This is a genomic window from Bacillus sp. JAS24-2 (genome assembly GCF_008274905.1).
In the GTDB taxonomy this organism is placed as follows: domain Bacteria; phylum Bacillota; class Bacilli; order Bacillales; family Bacillaceae_G; genus Bacillus_A; species Bacillus_A cereus.
Genome location: NZ_CP031070.1, coordinates 1 through 20,931 on the forward strand (window position 1 = coordinate 1; position 20,931 = coordinate 20,931).

A 20,931-nucleotide genomic window follows, 5' to 3' on the forward strand; every position below is an offset into this window, starting at 1 on the left:
ATGGGGAAATCATTTATTATTCGTAATCAACGTAGTTTAAAAGGCGAATCAACAAATACGGTTTTAGTTACGCTAAAATCCTGGCAGAAGTTTGTTGAAATGTTTGAAGAGAAATACTACAGCTATAAAGATACATATTTAGAAGACATTCTGCAGCATATGACATACGAAGAACGTATTGCAGATGCAGATGGATTTGTCGAACAAGCGAAACCATCTTTTTCACGTCGTACGATGTCTGCTATCTCTAAAACAATGGGAAGAAAACATAAATTATACGGGATTACCAATGCAGATTTAGAAGTCTTCTTATATCTTCATAAAAAATGTTACACAAATGGAGTCATTCCAAATGTAACCGTACATATGATGTGGGAAGATTACAAGCAGTATAAAGAAGAATTCGCATACATACAGCACTCTCAATTCTATATTGCTTTAAAAAAATTAAGCCTACATAACATTATTTCGATTAAAAATGGAATAGATGGCCGATATACCATTAAACTCACTCATTTCATGAATGATGAAACAGAAAAAGCAAATCCTTATGTATATATTAGCCCAGTCGTATTTACAAAAGCTTTCTTTAAGCTATCTGTTGCAGCGAAGAAGCTATTCCTAGACATTGCCATGCAACAACATACGGAAACAACATTAAAGCGCTCATTGGACAAGCATGATGAGCGAGGAAACAAGACGCACTTTGGCGGGATGTATCGCTTCTTACATAAAAAGTATCCGCATCAAGTTCGGGCGGTAATCAAAGAATTAACAACTGCATTACCATGCACAGGTACTCCCCTCTTCAAGATTTGCAAAATGCAAAAAGGGGTTAAAAATATAAAAAGATACACAACTTTGTATCTATCTTTACATACTGACTTCTTATGTACAAAAGAAGCCGGAGAAGTGCACTATCGAGATCCATTTACACCCAAAGTTGCCTATGCTCGTAAAGCCCGCTTTATCGAATCTGTGCTAGAGGAGATGCATATTGGCGAGTTTGCCTCTGATATAAATAAATTCATTCATGTACTGAAACATACAGGGAATCGTCAAATACGTAGTGTGATTCGTGGCTTACGTGACATGATTGATCGTAATGAAAAATATCCAACTAAACTCGTGTACACACTAAAAAAATTATTAAATCAAGCATCACAATACAAAATATTCGATACAGCGGCAAAAGAAGGTATCTATCCTCTTATTGCGCAACATGTACCAAAAGAACAAAACAGCGAAAGAGAAAAAGCTGTCTTCGACTTTGGTTTACATTACTCGATGTATTCACTTCGCAATATTAAGAAGATGTTTAGAAACGTTTATGATCTGCTGAAGCAAAAGTTTGCTGTACCTGTTACAGAAGAATCCTATCACCGTAACTATCTAAAGTACCAGGAAGAAACGCTATTTAGAAAATACGCATTTGAACAAGGGACAAATCTACATGCGTATGTCGCGTTAGAAATAGAAATGCGTGAACTTTTAAAAGCTAGAGGACATAAAGAACGTTCGATCCCTAGCGATGTACGTGAATGGTTCATTGAAAAAATAGATAGATTACCAAAAGAAAAGCTTCGTGTAATCGACCTACCGGCACATTTTAATCTGCTTACGTTTATGCGTACCTTTGAACGCTTAATACGTAAAGGTATGAATGTAACTGCAGCTGATCAGGTACTGGTAGCAATGGAAACGAATTAACAACATACAGCTCTCTATTTTTGAAAAAATCAAAGATAGAGGGCTATTCGTGTTATTTTTAGTATGATAGGGACTTCCATTACCTTCCAATCATACTAAATGTCAATAAATTCTATTCATAATAGAGTCTTTTTTTATGCATCTCTATACAAGTAACTTCACCTATTTTTCTATATTTCCATACTCATTTCTACAAAACTCATATTTATGGTATAAATACATGTTTATATACCTACAAAAAATCATAAGAAAAAAATTAATTTCAGTGGATATGTTGATGATTCTAATTCAATGTGAATAACATTATCTAATTTGACTTGTTATTACCTATTTCTGGCGTTATATCTAATAAAAATCATCAATATATTTGTTAGTTATGTACATATACTGGATTATGTTGATTCATTAAAGATTTATGTGGATCAAATGTGAATATATTACGGAAATATTAGATAAATCATTGTGTAATAGGAAAATAACACCATATTTTAGTGTTGAATAATTATGACTCCATATGTATCAATTTGTTTCATATTTCATGTAGAAATATCTATTTTTGTTTATGTTTTTTGTAGATTAGATAATACAATTACAATTGATTTTACGTTGGGAAATTCTTCAATTTATGATTTTTTTGGACTATACATTTGAAATATCCTTAATAGAGTAAGAATTAAGGGCTATCGTAGCTACCTATAATAGTTTTATCTATATATTTTTAATAAATATATAAGATATATATTTATATTAGATTTTTTAGTTAGGATATATTCCACCATTTGTAAATAACCGTTGAAGAATACTTAATTAAAGGATACATTATTAGTATTAAATAAATATTTACCATTCACATACAAAAGGATAAACCTACGTATCTATTACTGGAGGTTTGTCTTTTTTGTGTAACGATAATAATGTTGTTTAACTATTACATTTTAAAATCATTATTTATTTTCTATAATATTAAATTAAAATTATGTTGTTCTTAGTTACTTGATAATGAAACATCGTATCATCTAAACAATTGAGTTTATCAGTATTTCTCAAATTTACTCCGGTATTCTTGCTAATGTGTAATAAATGTTACATAATAAATTGAAATTAAAGTTGGATGCATTCGATTGTAAGGTGGAAATTTTGCAAGAAAGAAATACAATAGAAAATAGTCAAACTTTGAATGTGAGAAAAAGGAATCTAGTTTAATATGAGGAATAATAGATAGATGCTATAATTATAAAATGTTTAGAATTTAAAAGATATAGAATGGAAAAGTATTAAGTGAAACTGGATAAAAGAGGGTTCCTGTATGTTAAAGAAGGGGTTAATCATTTTCTTTATTTTTGCTATTTTTTGTGGGAGTGTCGCTGTACTCATACATGCAAATAAAGATAAAAAATATAGTTTGAAGGCATTTTCAGATTCTAAGAATAAGATTGAAAATGATAATTCGAAAGTCGATGCGAATCAGAAAAAACGTTATGAAGTTGCAGCGGCGAAACTAGATCAGTATTTAAAAGATAAAGGATTTAATGGAACGGTCCTCGTTGCTGATAAAAATAATGTGGTTTTACGAAAAGGATACGGATATGCGAATGTAAAGGATAAAGTTTTAACAACGTCAAGAACAAAATATCGCATCGGTTCTATTACGAAAACAGTAGTTGCAATATCTATATTGCAATTAAGAGAAAAAGGGAAATTGAATATAGAAGATAATGTGAATAAATACATTCCATCATTTCCAGCAGATAAAAATATTACATTAAGAAATTTGTTAACACATACTTCTGGATTGCCAGAGCAGGGACAAGGGAACGTTAATGCGGCATCACACTTAAAGTTAGTAACGTGGATTGGATCTCAAAAACTTGAATTTCCTGCAGGGACTGGATGGAGATATACAGATTATAATTACATGGTGCTTGCCTATATTGTAGAAAAACTGACGCATGAACCGCTCGCTGAGTATGTGAAAGAAAACATTTTTATACCCGTTGGAATGCATGAATCTGGGATGGGTACACCTTTCCCTGGAGATGTGTTTTTAGCAAAAGGTTATACGAAAAAAGATAATGAGTTAATTGCTACGCCCCGTCTAAGAATGAATTGGTTATATGGTTGCGGTGAAATGTATACAACTGTTGAAGATATGAAAAGGCTGGATGTGTCAATTATGAATGGTAAATTGCTTTCTAAACAAAGCTTATCGGATATGTTTACTGTATCATCCGCTAGAAAATATGGATTTAGTTTTTACATTTACCCAGACTATAATCATAATCATGGGGTATTAGCTGGATGGAACACATTTAATAATTTTAATTGGGATAAACGAATTTTTGTAATTCTTTTCTCTAACGTGCAAAATGGGATGAACGATGCATTTAATCAAGAATTTAGAAAGATGGCGAAAAATTTATTAGAGGGACAGAGAGCATGAATGAAAAAAGAGCCTCTATTTATAATCTGTATCCTTTGTAAAGGACATTTTGAAAAAAGTTAGGCAACATCAAGAAGATGATTTCTGTATCCTGATATGATCCCCTTATAGTAGACAGTTGAAAGAAAGTTACTTTACTGTTTATTATGGAGGGGATTTTTTATGGGGAAAATTAGAAGAACTTTTTCAATTGATTTTAAAATGAAAGCTATTGAATTGTACTCACATAGAGGAATTGGAAGCAAATTAATTGGAAAGGAATTGGGAGTTACATATTCAGTTATAGATAGATGGATTAAAAAATATGAAAATGAGGGGATTCTGGGCCTACAAGAAAAACGTGGAAGATCTAAACAAACAAATGAAGTCAGTCAAGACGCTAGAATACAACGATTAGAAGCGGAAAACGCATACTTAAAAAAGCTATTAGCTACGAAAAAGGAGATGAGGTCAACAAAAGTAAATCAGTAGAATACGAAGTCATTCATACCTTAAAACAGAACTTTTCAATTGTATTGCTTTGTGAAATTGCAGGTGTTTCAAGAAGTGGATATTATAAGTGGGAAAAAAGAATCAACGATCCCTCTGAAAAGATGAAAGAGGATCAATTTATCATGTCTAAAATAGTAGAATGCGAACGAGATCCAGATATAAATGGAAGCTATGGTTACCGAAGAATTTGTATATGGCTCAAAAAGTATTATGGTTTACAGATAAATCACAAAAGAGTATATCGTTTAATGAGGAAAATGGGGATACAAGCTAAGATTCGAAAGAAAAAGTGGAGGCATTTTGGTTTAAAAGAACAATGCGTCGTGTCGGAAAATCTGTTAAACAGAGAGTTTTCAACTACAAGACCAAATGAAAAATGGGTTACAGATATAACCTATCTTACCTTTAACAATAAGCGCATATATCTTTCTGTGATACTAGACCTTTCCAATAACGAAGTTGTGGCCTACCAAATGAGCGAATACAACAATTTAAAATTAGTTACAGACACAGTCAATAAAGCCTTAAGAAAAAGAAAAGTCCACGAAACAGTATTACATAGCGACCGAGGTTATCAGTATACGTCAAAAAAATATAACCAATTACTTAAAAAGCACAAAATAACTGTGAGTATGTCTAGGAAGGGAAATTGTTACGATAATGCATGTATAGAGAGTTTTTTTAGTCATTTTAAGGCAGAATGCTTTTATAGACATACGTTTCATGAAAAAGCAGAAGTTTTTAAGGCTACTAAAAGATATATGGGCTATTACAATAACAAAAGATTTCAAAAAAGATTAAACAACCTTAGTCCTATTGAATTTGGAACTAAGGCTGCTTAATGAAAAGACACCTAATCTATTACTGTCTACTTGACAGGGGTAAGACCATCCAACAGGAGTCATCTTTTTTAAATTCCATTGATATCTATAGTGATTATAGTACGTCATATATTTCTTAATCTCTTGTTTCAACTCATTAAAGGACGCGCAAGGTTGTATATGAGCTTCATCTTTCAGATGACCAAAAAACGATTCTTGTGGGGCGTTATCCCAACAGTTTCCTCTTCTTGACATGGATTGTCCAAGGTTTAGCTTTTTAACTAGCTTTTGATAGGTAGGGCTTGTGTAGTGGGATCCTTGATCTGAATGAATATAAGCACCTTCAGTCAATCGAATCCGCGGATTTTTTTTTAGTTTATGGAGAGTTGTCGTTACGAGCTCTAATGTCATCTGTTCTGAAACATGGTAAGCTAAAATTTCATTAGTTGAACCGTCTAAAATTGTAGATAAATAGGCCCTTTGATTCTTACCGTAAACTAAATAGGTGATATCTGTAAGAAGTGTTTTCCCTGGGGTATTTTGTTTAAATTCCCGATTTAATTGATTCGGTACTATTCGATGTTCTTTTGTAGCTTTAAGCATTCTTTTATAAGGATTCGCTTTGCGAACCGGACAGATAATCTCGTATTTCTTCATAATTCTACGGATACGCTTTAAATTGTAGACAACTTGAAACTGACCCGCCAATGTCATCTTTATCTGACGAGCCCCCTTGTTTCTATTTCTAAATCGAAGTGCTTTTAATATGGTTTCCTTCAAGATTTCATCTCGATCACTCTTTTGTTTCCGTTGTTCTTGAGATGAAACTGAAAAGTAATTATAGTATCCTGAACGGGATACACCAGCTACTTTACACAAATGACTGACCATATTCCTTAAGTTGTATTTCATGATGACAGAACGAATCAAGATGAATTTCTGACTAGGTGGTAGTGTTATTTCCTTCTCATCCTCCCTTCCATAAGTTTGATTTTTTTAGCAATTCGTTTTCCGCCTTTAGTAAGTTTCGTTTGGCTTCTAAACGGGCATACTTTTCTTCTAACGTAAGCTCTCTCTCAAGAGTTCTTCCAGCGTTTTCGATACGTGTATCCCTTAAACCCAATACACCATTTTTTCTATAAGCAGCACGCCATCTACTTCCCGATGACATAACTCGTTTCATTCCAATCATATCTATATCAAAACCACATTCTTCAAAAATATTTCGAGGTAGCTTTCCTTTTTCATTTTCCTCAATAAAAATATGCTTAAATTCCTCTGTATAAGTGATGCCTTTCTGACTTACAGATTTTACGTATAGGTTATTTGATAGAATTTGAATTTCTCTTTCTGTGAATAGTTTTTTTGTCATTTTCAACATTCTCCGATCCCAATTTTCCTTTTATTATACAAGAAATACCCTATAGAATAGACTTTTTTCAAGTGTCTATTCTATAGGGTACATTTTATTTCGAGTGTCAGTAGAAAAGGCTACCCTTATGACAATTCATAAATGGGGTATTTTTACAAATTTATAAAAAGAGAGCTTATTCATAATATTTATCTAACTGAGTGTCCAGTAAATGTCGACAAGTCCAGTTTGGGAGAATATCGATTTCTGTTTTGGTATCTATACTTTTTTGTCTCTGAAATCCTTGGTTTTGAACTACCCCCACTTTCACTTCGTTTAGAAGTGAAAGTGGGGGATTCCTAAGTAAAGAGTTCTATCGAACTCTAATTGATTAGGCTAACCCCGCAGTCCTTGCGGTTAGAAGCCTTATCGCTTCATTCTTTAGATTGATACTTGCGTTAATATCCCTATCATGGTGTGTACGACAAGAAGGACAGTCCCATTCACGTAGGTTTAGATTTTTAACGTCTTTATTTTGATATCCACAACAAGAACATAATTGGCTGGAAGCAAATGTTTTCGATACGACAATGACTTGTTTGCCATACCATTTTGCTTTGTATTCTAACATTGATCGAAATTGCGACCATGATACTTCACTAATTGCTTTTGCTAACTTATGATTCTTTAACATATTCGATACTTGCAAATCCTCTATACCGATAACATCGTGGTTTTTGATGATTTCAGTTGAAATTTTGTCCAAGTAATCTTTTCTAGTATTTGATATGTATTCATGAATTCTAGCTACCTTTACTCGTTGTTTATTCCAGCGAGAAGATCCTTTCATTCTTCTAGAAAGAACACGCTGTGCTTTCGCCAACTTATCTTCTAATGATCGGAAAAACTTCGGATTTTCATAGTGTGTTCCATCTGACAAAATAGCGAAATCTTTTAGTCCTACATCTATTCCAATGTAAGAATGTGTTTTCGGAAGTTCTTGTACTTCTGTTTCAACTAATAGTGACACAAAATATCTACCAGAAGGGTTCCGTCTAACTGTAGCATTTACAATACGCCCCTCTACTTCGCGACTTTTGGCAAATCGAACAAGGCCTAGTTTCGGCAACTTTATTTTGTTCCCTACAACGGCAAGGTTTTCATTTGTTTGTTTTGTGGTATAAGATTGTACGTTGTTCTTCTTAGATTTAAAGCGCGGTGCGCTGTTTTGTTTTTTGAAAAAGCGTGTATACGCATCCGCAAGGTTGCGAACAGACGACTGAATCGCAATACTATCCACTTCTTTTAGCCAAACAAACTCTTTCTTCATGGCAGGAAGTTTGGCAGAGCATGTACCATATGTTAAACCTTTCCCAGTTTCTTTGTATGCGTGATCCCATAGGGATAGGAAATGATTGAATACAAAGCGAGAACACCCAATCGTTTTGTTGATTAGAATTGCTTGTGCTTGATTTGGATAGATACGAAACTTATAGGCTTTATTAATCATTATTTGATTCACCTCCATTTCGGTATATGACTATTATACACCAAACATACATTTGATAAGTAGTGGAGTAACACTTTCTGTATGTCGAGCAATTAAGATGGCTTCCTGCCATCCCTTGTTCGAAGCCAATTCATCTCCCACCTACTCACTGGGCTGTGACCCTTCACGCTCCTTGAGGAAGGAGTCTTCTTGGCTAAAATGATAAGGATATCTTATCTTTTCACTGTTTTTAGTTTTGTATCGTACACCAAATTTTTCATTCGTTTTATATTTGCTAAGTATTTTTTTACACTTGTTTTGTATTTGTTAACGAACGTCTTATACATACTATATTCCATTATGTATTTGTATTTATAACACTTACGTTGTTCGCCAACTTATAGTATTCGTATAGACCACGAATACTATAAGTTGTAGATACTTAGAATCTCTAAGTCGTCATTATCTTTTAGATAGGTTCTATGCTTCGGTTTCCAAGTGTCTGTATTTTTATCAATTGCTAGTGCATCTTTTTGAAATAAGCTCTTTATCCATTTGTTTTTGGGTACGTATAGTTTAGGTGTGAAAAAAAATAGCCTTTTCGTCCTTCCGTGGGTTGTTTTCGCTGTTGCTTCTTCTCTTGAAATTGTAATATCGCCACCAAGAAATTGTACTAATTTTTCACTAGGGGGCATGAGAGTCTTTTTCTGTGGCAACTCGAGTTCAAGGTTTTTTTTAGGGAAATCGTAAGATTTTCTGTGACTTGAATTTCATCTTCTTTACTACCTATTATTCCTATGAGGAAATCATCTGCGTACTTGGTATATACGATTCTTTTGTAGTTTTCGTCCATAGTTTTTTTTGAATGGGTGGAGAGCTGTTCTTTGTGTAGTTTGTTCCACTGTGTTTTAACTTCTCTTTTTTCTACCTCTTACATTTGTTCCGATTATTTCTTATGTTTTTTTCATAATCGATATTTCTTTTCCAATAGGTACCCATAATCACGATTTGTTTTCCTTCATGTCCCTTTATCAAATTGTTGTTTGTAGTGCTTCATAAATTTGTCCAATTCGTTTAGATAAATGTTTGATAGTATGGGACTGATTATGCCTCCTTGTGGGGTGCCAGAGAGTGTTTTGTTTTATGTCCATTCTTCGAGAAAACCTTCGCTGAGAAAATTCCAGATTAACTTTATAAACTTTTCATCATTAATCCTTCTTTTAAAGATATTTATAATTGTATGATGGTTTATGTTATTGAAAAACCCTTTTATGTCTCCCTCTACAAACCATCGTACATCTCTATATGTCTTTTGAATTTGGGTTAACGCAGTATGACAGCTCTTTTTAGATCTAAACCCATGTGAGTTATCGGAGAACGTAGATTCTTTTTGCAAGTTTTGGTCTGATAGAATGGATATTATAATCTTCGATTCGGTTATATAAATCAATTATTTCTCTGGATATTAGTGCTTTATATCCATCTATCTTTGCTGTACGTTTATCCTTATTTACTTGTGTTACCCTTCTGATACTTAATAATAGGTTTGCTTTGCTTATTAACATTAGGTGTTGGCATTTTCTTAATTTTCGATGTTGTCCTAACTGTTCGGCATGAAAGGTTCGTTGTCGAAGTTTCTCTACATATTTATGGATTTTCACCTTACTGGCATTCGCTTTTTCCACAATCCTTTACCCGCTATGTGTGTGTTGTAGTCCTCTTACAATTTCCCTACCATTTACATGGAACACAGTGGGCTTACCAAGTTTCGCTAATCATAGATGCGAATGGGTTAAGCATCATTCTTTACACCGATGGGTGTAGGGTCATTGCACGGCTGTCCATAGATTCAGTCCTTCTGATCCGTAAAATAAGCTTGTTACAACCACAGTACGCTTACTGGAGCTTACGATGATTACAAAGGTTCAGCTTTAAGCTTATGCATTCTCATTCTTTCCCTTGCCCCGTATTATCTCTGTGTAAAATAATGCGTTAGACATTACCTCTTACAACCCACCTTCCAATTACTTAGAACGCAGTTTTGGTTGGGAATAGCTCAATGACTAAGCTATCTGGATTGGTTACCAGCACTATTAATTAGCGACTTCTTGTCGCACCTACGGAAACTCCGTTACCTTATTGGATATAAATAGACTCCCATTATTTTGTATGTTTTATATTTGTTTTTATGAAGTCTTTTATATAAAACCGAAGGGTTTATTGATTTTTCGAATACATGGTTTTTAAGTCGATTATATAAGGTTCGTGATAGACGATAGGCTATTAGGCGAAAATTATAATTTACATGCGTAGCTGTTCGGTAGTAGTTTTTGATTCCTAATATATATTGATTGTATTTGTTGACAGATATTACAGTTGGTTTATGTTGAATTTCTTTGATTAACTTTTTGGTTTTTTCTAAGATATTTTTTTTGTTTACTTGAAACGTGAGTATTAGCAACAAATTTATTCTTCTTTTTGACTGCTTTTAAGTTAAATCCTAGAAATTCTGATTTACTCTTTGTAATATTTGTTATCTTTGACTTTTCTCTTGATATATTAAGCTGTAGATGATTTTCAAGATATTCTTTGACCGCATGGAATATATTCTTTGCAGATTCGTGAGAATCTGTAAAGAATAACGATAGGTAGCTTACTGAGTGTAAAACAGTATTGTTCCATTCTCTTTTCAGCCTTCCCCCGTTCCGCACCGTGCGTGAGACTTTCATCTCACACGGCGCTCCACCTTACATGTTGCATTATTCCTTTTCTCACTGACCTAATTTAGTGTTTATTCCCAGATTCTTTTCCAGCTTTGTTCTTTATTATGCAGGTATTTGATTTATGGCTTCATTTCCTACTGACTTGCGAAGTTTATTCAATTTATTAATCTGTTTGTCCGTGAGGGCAAACTGTTTTAAAATATTTTGGATCGTTTCTACGCTAGTTGCGTGTACCAGTTGATGTATCCGCGGGTGAAGTATTGCCAAGTTCTTGTAACTGTCACCTTTGGTTTGGCTCCACATATTTTTGTGGTGGACGTGCATTTGATGTGGGTTAAGCCTTATTCCACTTACCGCGCATTTTCCTACTTGGGCCACGTACAGACTGATTCTGTTGTCATTTAGTTCAATGCTTCCTCGGATTCCCGTTATTGGATTGTTCCTCAACCATCTCAGTTCCCCATCAGTGACTCCGTTTTCCAATTTTTTGTGGATTAATGAACGCCCTTCGGGGGTATATTTGTTGATGGAATTCTTCTTTATCATTGGCGGCTTGCTTTGTATGAGCGAGACTGGGATTACTGGTCTTTCCATGCAGTATCTAAGCGCCTTTTTGTTTTGCTTGAAGTATTTAAGGGTTCCTTTATCTTTCCTTGCATAGTTTCCATTCCTTGTGTATTCCTTAGTCGTTTTGCCTCTGGTTTGTCCTGTTCGAAGTCGGTTTCTCATGGTATTATCCATATTTCTTCCGATGCTTCTGAGATTTAGGCTCACGTTTGTAGCTAGTTCATAGTAGTTATGGATACCTATGACCATACTGTTGAATTTATTTAATTCTGCGACTTTGGCGATAATGTTAGGAGCTTTAGCTATTTTCTTAATTTATTCTTTCAACTGCGTTCTGAGTTGCTTTAATGCTTTGGAGGAGATATCAGATTCCATGATGAATTTTATTTCTCGTTCACCATTTTTGTATAGGTTTCGTTTCTCCTTTGGTAGTAAGTTGCCCTTTTTTTGACGTGTTTTTTCCATTTCCCGCTTCCTTTCTTAACGACTTTAAGTGTGAAGCCGAGAAACTCACTCTTTTGCTTTTGCAGATTCGTGATTTTTGATTTTTCGTCAGAGATAGGAAGTTTCAATCTTTCTTCTAGCCAGTTTTTGCTTGCGTGAGCTTTATCGCGTTCGATTTCGTGTGTCGGTGAGCAACTTAAAATCGTCGGCGTAGCGAACAATGTAGACTTGTTTCAGCTCAACATGAAGGCTTTCATTCCACTCACTCGTTATATCAGTTATTACTATCTGTGTTAATCTAGATAGTCTTCTCATTTCATAGTTATTAACTATTTATAGAGAAACGTGTCGTACTAAACCACTCATCTATACCTTTTATAATTTCATATTCATTCTTTTGGTCACGTGTAGCAGCACCAGTTTGAACAAAATCATATAATTTTTCAACTTGTACTTTTAGAAGGAAATGCATTCGATGTACGCGTTCTACGTCGTCATACATGGAAATGAGGCATCGTATGTTACATCTTTTTGTGGGGTATGCAGCTTTAAGAAATAGATACGCTGCTTTAAATGGTTACGTTGTACCTGCTTAAAGAATGCGTTATTAGATTCAGAGAGACCTTATATAACCATCTTAAAGACTTCTGAGACTTTATCAATAGGACCACGTAAGTTATTAATATTTTTTGTATCTGGATTGGTAGGATCGATATAGTAAACGAAACTTTCAGGGATATGATGTGCTTGAACTAGCTTAAGTACCTTTTGACTTAGGTCATTACTGGGTTCAATTACAGTGATACCATTTAAAAAGGCCCCTTTTACATCTTCTGTATCATAATCATTTTTTTATACATCTTTTCAAACTGATTAATAAAGTGAGACATCCAGTGTAAATCGTGATTAACCATCGAAATAATTAGATTCGATGGTTTACCAGAACCAATTGGACCAATGATAATTCCATTCAAGGTTCTATCTTTCCCCTTTATCCGAACCATTTCTGCAACTTCTGATTTTTGTATTCGTACTTTTTAATCCAGTCTAAGATCTCATTTCGATAATGGACGATATGACCGCTATACCATAGAGTGAACAGAATCATAATACGGTTGGTAAGAAAACAAATATCATCGTTAATGTATAAAAAATTCCTGTTAACACTTCACCAATTGCTTTATACTCTTCAAAGTTTACATGATTCGATTTATCTGATAGATAAGGGATTACTTTGGAATGAATAGGAGCAGTTTCAAGCCATAAAAATTGTACGTCTATTGCAAAATGCGAAGCAAGTAAGATAATCAATTTCACATTCTTTACATGTAAGGCAGGAAAACGGCTGTAAAACCGAAAGCTAAACTCTCCAAGAAATAAGGAGAAAAACATAAGTATGAGTGGTACAAATGTAATTTCTACAAGATGTGTTGGTGGTTCAAACGCATAATACAGCAGCTTGTCATAGTTCACTAGACCTACATCGAAAGAAACGATAAATCCAGTAATGAGTGTGATAGTCGTGATTAATAGTAACTGAATGTATCCATGCCTCTCACCTGTTTCTTATAAGAACAACTGCGCTTTTTGATGTAAGTTAAATCGATTATGCAGTTCTGGGCTAAATTTGTTTTTTGTTTTTTCTAAGAAGAATTTTACAGTGTCTTCCGTTTGTTTTAGATATAGGTCAATGCTGTCTTTTGAACAGAGCTGGTTATATTCTTGTTGGAAGAGTACCGCAATATTAACTGCAATCTTTTTTACCTTGTGCTGTTTCAATGAGTACGTTATATCAATGGTAATTAGGCATACTTGGGATTTTGATATTTTGTAAGGAAACATTGAATGTTGCTCCTTCTTTTGTAATGTACTGAAGTACTAACTCAGGGTTTGCTAAGGCTTCTCTAACAGACATTAAAATGTACTTTTCATGCGCTGAATTTCCTTCTGTAAGTGCTGTAATTCCTAGTTCCATAATCATTTTCCGCTTTTTTGAAATAAAAAAAGAAAAGGACACCCACTGTAAAACAGCGTGTGTCCCTTGCCTTTTCCTCATATGTTCTGATTTGATTTTGTTTTATTACATGTTCAAACGCTATTCTAGCACTCTAGAAAATAAAAATCAATATAATTTAATTGTTTAATATAAAAGCGATATGGGTCAGTATAATTCTTTTCGTGTTCTTTTCCTTGGATAATGGCTATTTGCAGCACGTATCATAATATTCACATTCTCGTTCTCGGTTGAAAAAAGTAAAACATTTGCGTATGTGTCCATTAGGAGTATATCCCTATTTCAATCTTTTTTAGGATAGATCACTATGAGAGGAATTGCAGTGTCCCCTTCTCTTCTAGAAAATACTACATCATCTAATCTGGCAATTGCTCTATACTCATTTTCATGTCCAAAAATAAAAAGAAATTCTGCATGACATTTTTATATCTTCTGTATGCTCGGCGCAGCCCAGCATCAATAGGTTCTTTAAATGTCTGTACTTTTTCAACAAATGCATAGCGCTAGTTCGCATCTCCTACTGTTCGTTTCGAAAGTGGTAATAAAATATCCTCTTCAAAGTTTAGAGTATCATCTTTACCTAAAATTATGTCCGAAATAACATCTCCAGCACAAACGTACATTCTTAAATTTGGAATGGTCATAAGAGGTTCATGATATTCATGCATCGAGAATAATAGTTTTTTTCATTCTAATATATGGTGTTGCAATCTCTGTGGCATTGAACATAGATTTATCATACATAACACACACAACAGAAATATTCTCGTCTGATTGTTGAGCATACTGTATGTATTTCCTTACCTTTTCAACTAAGGTGAAATTGATTTCTTTCGACATATCCAAATCAATATAGACATTCTTATCCTGGTATAAAATATGCTTATCTGGTACGATCGGCAACTTATCATCTTCAATTGATATATTTTTCTTTTGATGATAAGAACGAATATCTAACTCAAATAGTAACTCGTTACTTTGTGTTTTTTTTTGTAGCTTCTAAAAGAGTATGAATTATAAATTCACGTGAACACATTGTGTGACTAGAATTTATTCGTGTATTTCCTCGTTTTGATGTTGTTCGTGGGATTTTTTTAATATCCTGAAGATATTCAATTGTATTTTCTTTTAACGAAAACAAAGCGCGTTTAGTTATACTATCATCCTTTTGTTCAACTTTTTTAGCTAGTAAGCCACCATACCGTGAATATTGATTAAGTTTGGTAAACACACTTGCTTCTGAATATTCTCTTCCTTCAAATGTACTATATAATTGAGTAATTTGTCGTGTTATGAGAGTTATTTTGTAATGTAAAATCGTAAAGACAAATAAGTCTGCTTCTTTTAGAGTAAAATATTTCTGTTTCCCTGGACATTTATATTTATACGTTTTATTGTTCTTTATATACACCGCTGTATTATTAGTTGAATCAAGTAATAATATGTATCGTATATATATATTGTTATAACTATATTACCTTGTAAAATCTTATAAAATATAGAATAGATTTTTGGGAGTACAGATACTTAAACTGGTACGCAGAAGTTGGGATTTGTTCTGGTTTTCAAAAACACAAAAAATTATTGATATAACTGACTTTGTGAGTGTTTTGATTTTGTTAGGACGGGGAATATCTATTATCCTAACAAAATATTTTAATGGTGTAAGGATTGTACATATTTGTTAGGGCGCCATGACAAATATGTAGGGTGTAAATATGTGATTTTCTAGTTCCAAAATATTCAACAAATATAAAGGATACTCAATTTAATAGTTCACCATCGTCTAGGTTCTATTCTTGATTTTTTTAACTACGCATATATTAAGTCTTAAAATAAGAACAATTGATACAATGATCACGTCTGCTTAATTATTAGAATCATAGTTTTTTTTAACCGGTTTCTCTTCTGCTGTTGAATCTCCTACTGGTTCGGAACCAAAAGTAATTATATATAATAAAAAAGATAAACTAGGACACTCATTTTTTCTTTTTTACTATATAACTTTGTTGAACTAATAATTCTATACAGGAACACAACCCGTTCTACCGTTCTTTGTGTAATTAGCATCAAAGTACTGCATGGAACGAGCCGCTTTTAATTGGTTAGAAAGAAGCAGCTCTTTCTAATAAACTTCTACCACTCCACCTGTAACAGCTCTATTACGAGTTGAAATGTTTACTCTTTGAATTTGTATTTTCTAGTTCCTCTTTAATATGCATGAGACTCTCACGACTAAAGTCGCAAATCCTAATCACTATAGTCTAATGAATGGAATTCTTAAATGACGAAACGTCTGCAGTCTAGTTCTGTTTTAAACCCCCTTCAAGATGAGAGAATATCATTGTCACCCTAAGTTAATTCTTATAGGTGATTAGGTTAATTGACCATTCCCATCAATCACAGTTACATAGTGAATTTTCTTCACCCCAACCATATCACGCTGTTTCTCAAATCAACATCAGCAGTTATATTTTCTATCTCGTGCTATATTTCTTTCGGAACATGTCGGACGATAATATCAACCTTTTATTTAGAGGTTAGAGAAAATTAAGGTTTTAATTTTAGTTTAATTATAAGTTTAAATAATAATTAAAAAACGGTTTAAAATTAGGTTTAATCTTGTATGAATTTTACTGAAAATCTATTGTAAATACTAAAAAAATAGGGTTTTATCATGGTTTAAAAAACGGTTTAAATAGTTTTTAATTATCGGTTTACATTTTATATGTAATATGTTACAACTAAATATAGTAGCATTTTGTGTTCACTCTCAAAAATTCAATTACATAAGATGGGAGTTAAATTATGAGTAGAGATTTTGATATCAAAGTACATGTTCATGAAGTTGCAGAAAGAATTGCTAATGATGATTGTGCTTATCAAGTTTTAATGGCATTTGTCGGAGATAATGGTAATGTACAATTACTGAATAAAACTGCTGTAGCTGAAATGATAAATTTGAGCAAACCTACTGTATTCGCGACTGTAAACGCTCTGTATTGTACTGGGTATGTGAATGAAACACGCGTGGGTAGATCTAAAATCTATACATTGTCCGATTTAGGAATTACAGTAGTTGAGTATTTTAAACAAAAAGCTAGAGAATTAAATAATTAATAAAGGAGGAATGGAACATGTTATTGAACAGTAATGAACTAGAACATATTCATTCGAATAAACATGATGTTAATGAGGTAAGTATTCGTTGGGGAGTTATCGGTGCTGGCCAGAAAGGTAATAAAGAAGCCGATTTATTTGCAGGTTATAAATTTTCAAGCGGTACAGCGTGTTACCCAACCTTAGCTGTAAACTTCGCAGAATCAGATATGATGCACTTGAATAATATTTCCAAAGAAGACCGAATTCATTTTGATGGATTAAAAGGTGCAGCACGTACACCAGCTGTTGTTACTGAATTATTCGATGCAGAAGTAAACCCAAATGCGAATTACTACATCGATAAATTTTCCCAAGAACTTGGTAGAAAATTTACAAATGATACAGGAGAAGTAATTGTAGATCAATTTCTAATTTGTTTAGGAGCAGGTGGTGGGGTTGGAACTGGTTGGGGTTCACTAGTACTACAATTAATCCGTGAGCAATTTTTCCCATGTCCAGTATCTATGTTAATTTCATTACCTTCAGGTGATCCAGATGAAATTAATAATGCACTTGTATTATTAAGTGAAATTGCCGATTTTATGAGAGAACAAGACCGCTTATTCGGTGCTTCTGACATCAAACCTTTAGCTAATGTAATTATTAATGATAACAAACAAATGCAGCATATGATTGAGTCACAAAAAGGAACTAAAGAATTAAAAAATAGATACGTAAACTGGAAAGAAGTCGCAAATGATAATGTCGTGAGTACTTTACACGAAATAAACTTAATTCCTGAAAATTACGGGTCTGATAATGTTACATACGATCCATCTGATTTAATTAAATTATTTAGTATGCCAGGACGCTTTTTGACTATCGGAAAAGCAAGAATAGCTAAATTTGACCTGCATTCCTTAGAAAATGGCATTAAACGTAGTTTGGATGACGGTTTCTTTTCTGCAGAACATCAATATGATACAGCAACAATGTATGGTGGGTTTGTATTAAGACCAGCAAATGCTGACTTCTTCAAGGATGTAAATACTGAGAATAAGATTCGTAGTATTTTAGGAGAATACAAGAAATTAGAAGAAATTGCAGGTAAATTAGGTGATCCTATTTGGGGAAATGATTATGCTGTTTGCTACACAATATTTGCAGGTATGACAATGCCAAAACGCTATCTTTCTCTTGCTCAAGAAGGTAAAGAAATGGCTGAAAAACAAGAACAATTAAGATTAGAAGCTCAACGTAGACAGGATGAACAAAAAGTTGATATTTCCTTTGCTACTAATCGTGTACAGAAGAATACATTTAATCCTTACAATAAGAATCAAGGTTTTGGAGGCCCTTCACGCTTTGGTGGTGGAAAAACTTCCGCATTCAAACGCCAGACACCAATTACTCCTGAAAAACCACAAGAAGAAGAAAAAAACATTATTAGTACACTTAAAAAAAATCCATTTAAGAAGCGTTAATAGAAAAGCAGTAGCATTTTATAACTAACCCCATAAAGTTAGACAGGTCGTTTCATTAGGCAGCCTTTAGGGCATGAGTTCGGTATTCTACGAAGCCACTGAAAAACTTGTTTTTTTATAAATAAATTCATTATAGAGAAAAATAAGGCGATTTTTGTTCAGTTTTGAACAGAAATCGCCTTATTTTTTTGTTTATTTATTACCTTTTTTCATTCAGAAGCTTCAAGATTCTTTTTAGATTGACAGCGAATATCGTCGTTGCTCCCTGAATTTGCATGCCAAATAAACCTGCATCTTTTATTAAAGTCAAGTCCTTTTCCCTTTGCACGTCCCGTTTTGAGTAATCATTGGATTTAACTTAGAAATCAGTTGAATGCTTTGTTCTTCTGTATAAAGTAAATTGTTTTTCCCTAAACAATCTGTGTCAGCAATGATTGTTTCAACTTTCATTCCTGTTACTTTCCTTTTTTCAATCAATTCTTGTAGATAATGTCCATTTGATTTTTCACCTGTTGTAACGACTACTGCTTTTATTAAATTATTAGGATAGTTAGTATAATTAATAGGAACGATAGCCATTCCGCCGTTCCTTGTGAGTTTGAAATATATAAGGAATGGTTCAGTATACAGTTGATATAATGAACCATTCCTTAATAAATAAAGTGTTTATAAGATGAATTGAAAATAATTTCAAGTTAATAATTTTATAGAGGAACACAACCCGTTCTGCCGTTCTTTACAAAAAATCTTTTTTAAACCTTCATTGGAACGAGCCGTTTCTTAATATGATTGTTATGAATCTTATTAAGAAGAGCTTTTAATAGTTCTTATCCCCAAAACTTCCACCATTTTTTGTTCTGTTGTTCTTCTTTAACTGCTGCTAATAGTTTTTTTGTTTCTTGTTGTTCTCTTATAGTCCTCATAAGCAATTCATCATGGTCTTTAATTCGTTTATTTAATCGTTCTTCAGCTTCATTAATAGTTGCAGATAATTGTTCCTTCATTTCTTCTTTTAATTCTTGCTTTACTTGTTCTTTAATATTATCTTGCATTTCCTTAATAACAATATCTTTTAGCTCATTAAGAGCCTTCTCTCTATCGTTATCACGGAATAATGGACTTGGCACGTTACCCATTCCGCCGTTCCTATCTTCCAGACCGAACTCTTTAGCAATGACTTCAGCGACTGCTGGTAGATTCATTTTAGGCTCTTGTAGCAATAATTTAAACTTTTGAAGAGCTTTAATGTCATGCTCAGTAAAAGCTCGGTTCTCTTTATTTTTTCCGTCTTTTACTTTTATAAAAATGTAGCCGTTTTTTTCTAAACCTAAGCACCATTTTCTTAAATAACTATCACTGATCCCAAGTGTTCCGGCAACTTCTTTTGTCCAAAATGCATTTTCTAAGGAGTCCTGGCTCCCGTTCGACCGTTCCTCGTTCATAGTTCACATATACCTCCTCACGTTCTTATTAATTTCTTATATTATATAAAGAATTAATAAATACCTTTAAATTAATATACAACTCTATAATTCCACCTTTATATTCTATCAAAAAAATAGATTTCATGTATAAATTTCTTACTAAATGGTCATACTTTTAATGAGAAACTTACGGAACGAACACCATTCCAATGTTTTGATTCTAGTATTATCAGTATTTAATTTTAAAAAACGACCCATTCTAGGTAACAATACTTGCAATTACGAACGGTGGAATGGTAAGTGTTCCGATATTTTCAATTTGATAGAGCTTGTAATGGAATTGTGGAGGTACATATAGTAATTTATCGTTCATTAAAACTTCGTATGCTCAATGTAAGAACGACCCGTTCTTACATTGAGCATACTTTCACGGTGGTTTTAGAACGTCAGAATGGGATGCGTTTTTATGAAGATGCTTTTAGTGATAAGAATAATAGAATATAAACCATTTCAATAAACTATTCTCATGAATATATTCCAATATAGTTTAATATTATACTTACAGTATTCATGAAAATTGTGTACCTGATCTTTTTATTATTATAGGAGAATGACTTTTTCTAGTTAGGGATTCACGAATTACGAACGTCGGAATGGTATTCGTTCCAAAAATAAGTGATTGCTCTAAAAGTGAGAATGAATCATTTCTGTACTTGGTTTTCATTTGTAAAACCTTTAAATTCATATTATTAACTTTACTATCCACTAAAAAGGGTATAGAGTTAATAACAGAACGAGCCGTTCTGTAGTTCGACACGTTCTTATGGTTGGATTGGAACGTCAGAACACTATTCGTTCTTGTTGATTTTT

The 20,931-nt window shown here is 33.2% G+C and carries 14 protein-coding genes and 5 pseudogenes; 6 read left to right on the plus strand and 13 right to left on the minus strand.

Annotated features, from left to right (window positions below):
• From DN407_RS30140 to DN407_RS30155, 4 genes are all read left to right on the plus strand, one after another.
• Positions 1 to 1,710: a hypothetical protein gene (locus DN407_RS30140; RefSeq protein ID WP_149217110.1), complete on the plus strand. Its 1,710-nt coding sequence runs from the start codon at positions 1 to 3 to the stop codon at positions 1,708 to 1,710.
• A gap of 1,306 nt (positions 1,711 to 3,016) precedes the next feature.
• Positions 3,017 to 4,150 carry a serine hydrolase domain-containing protein gene (locus DN407_RS30145; protein WP_149217111.1) on the plus strand — a complete coding sequence of 378 codons (1,134 nt, stop codon included), beginning with the start codon at positions 3,017 to 3,019 and terminating at the stop codon, positions 4,148 to 4,150.
• Positions 4,151 to 4,312: 162 nt separating this feature from the next.
• Entirely contained in the window at positions 4,313 to 4,621 is a 309-nt protein-coding gene (locus DN407_RS30150) for a helix-turn-helix domain-containing protein (RefSeq protein WP_000516502.1), read from the plus strand.
• Entirely contained in the window at positions 4,576 to 5,484 is a 909-nt protein-coding gene (locus DN407_RS30155; RefSeq protein ID WP_255446582.1) for an IS3 family transposase, read from the plus strand. The genes DN407_RS30150 and DN407_RS30155 overlap by 46 nt, the downstream gene beginning before the upstream one ends.
• Before the next feature lie 45 nt (positions 5,485 to 5,529).
• Here DN407_RS30155 and DN407_RS30160 read toward each other — a convergent pair.
• The 11 genes and pseudogenes from DN407_RS30160 to DN407_RS30200 all read right to left on the minus strand — a co-directional run.
• Positions 5,530 to 6,844, minus strand: a pseudogene (locus tag DN407_RS30160) (IS3 family transposase); the annotation flags it as partial.
• A gap of 361 nt (positions 6,845 to 7,205) precedes the next feature.
• The gene (gene tnpB / locus DN407_RS30165) at positions 7,206 to 8,324 is read right to left on the minus strand and encodes an IS200/IS605 family element RNA-guided endonuclease TnpB (protein WP_149217113.1); all 1,119 of its coding nucleotides are present in this window, start codon (positions 8,322 to 8,324) and stop codon (positions 7,206 to 7,208) included.
• A 404-nt stretch (positions 8,325 to 8,728) separates the two neighbouring features.
• The gene (locus DN407_RS32510; RefSeq protein ID WP_255446566.1) at positions 8,729 to 8,998 is read right to left on the minus strand and encodes a hypothetical protein; all 270 of its coding nucleotides are present in this window, start codon (positions 8,996 to 8,998) and stop codon (positions 8,729 to 8,731) included.
• Positions 8,999 to 9,444: 446 nt separating this feature from the next.
• Positions 9,445 to 9,753: a reverse transcriptase/maturase family protein gene (locus tag DN407_RS32515; RefSeq protein ID WP_347402783.1), complete on the minus strand. Its 309-nt coding sequence runs from the start codon at positions 9,751 to 9,753 to the stop codon at positions 9,445 to 9,447.
• Entirely contained in the window at positions 9,671 to 9,988 is a 318-nt protein-coding gene (locus tag DN407_RS30175; RefSeq protein ID WP_179955865.1) for a reverse transcriptase N-terminal domain-containing protein, read from the minus strand. Before DN407_RS30175 ends, DN407_RS32515 begins: the two co-directional genes overlap by 83 nt.
• Before the next feature lie 696 nt (positions 9,989 to 10,684).
• A complete protein-coding gene (locus DN407_RS32520) occupies positions 10,685 to 11,032 on the minus strand; it encodes an RNA-dependent RNA polymerase family protein (RefSeq protein ID WP_255446568.1) in 348 nt (115 codons plus the stop codon).
• A gap of 96 nt (positions 11,033 to 11,128) precedes the next feature.
• Positions 11,129 to 11,767: an HNH endonuclease signature motif containing protein gene (locus DN407_RS30185; protein ID WP_149217114.1), complete on the minus strand. Its 639-nt coding sequence runs from the start codon at positions 11,765 to 11,767 to the stop codon at positions 11,129 to 11,131.
• 141 nt (positions 11,768 to 11,908) lie between these two features.
• Positions 11,909 to 12,058, minus strand: coding sequence for a hypothetical protein (locus tag DN407_RS31995; protein WP_218954582.1), 150 nt, complete (start codon positions 12,056 to 12,058; stop codon positions 11,909 to 11,911).
• A 325-nt stretch (positions 12,059 to 12,383) separates the two neighbouring features.
• Positions 12,384 to 13,429 (minus strand): annotated as a pseudogene (locus tag DN407_RS30190) (hypothetical protein); the annotation flags it as partial.
• 174 nt (positions 13,430 to 13,603) lie between these two features.
• Positions 13,604 to 14,012: pseudogene (locus DN407_RS30195) on the minus strand (hypothetical protein).
• Positions 14,013 to 14,198: 186 nt separating this feature from the next.
• A pseudogene (locus DN407_RS30200) lies at positions 14,199 to 15,462 on the minus strand (replication-relaxation family protein).
• A 1,397-nt stretch (positions 15,463 to 16,859) separates the two neighbouring features.
• Here DN407_RS30200 and DN407_RS30205 point away from each other — a divergent pair.
• Both DN407_RS30205 and DN407_RS30210 read left to right on the plus strand, forming a co-directional pair.
• The gene (locus DN407_RS30205; RefSeq protein ID WP_149217115.1) at positions 16,860 to 17,171 is read left to right on the plus strand and encodes a helix-turn-helix domain-containing protein; all 312 of its coding nucleotides are present in this window, start codon (positions 16,860 to 16,862) and stop codon (positions 17,169 to 17,171) included.
• Positions 17,172 to 17,188: 17 nt separating this feature from the next.
• Entirely contained in the window at positions 17,189 to 18,637 is a 1,449-nt protein-coding gene (locus DN407_RS30210; protein WP_149217116.1) for an FtsZ/tubulin family protein, read from the plus strand.
• Between the two features lie 199 nt (positions 18,638 to 18,836).
• Here the strand turns inward: DN407_RS30210 and DN407_RS30215 are convergent.
• Both DN407_RS30215 and DN407_RS30220 read right to left on the minus strand, forming a co-directional pair.
• Positions 18,837 to 19,174: pseudogene (locus tag DN407_RS30215) on the minus strand (IS5/IS1182 family transposase); the annotation flags it as partial.
• 290 nt (positions 19,175 to 19,464) lie between these two features.
• Entirely contained in the window at positions 19,465 to 20,079 is a 615-nt protein-coding gene (locus DN407_RS30220; RefSeq protein ID WP_149217117.1) for a DUF3967 domain-containing protein, read from the minus strand.
• Positions 20,080 to 20,931: the final 852 nt, after the last annotated feature.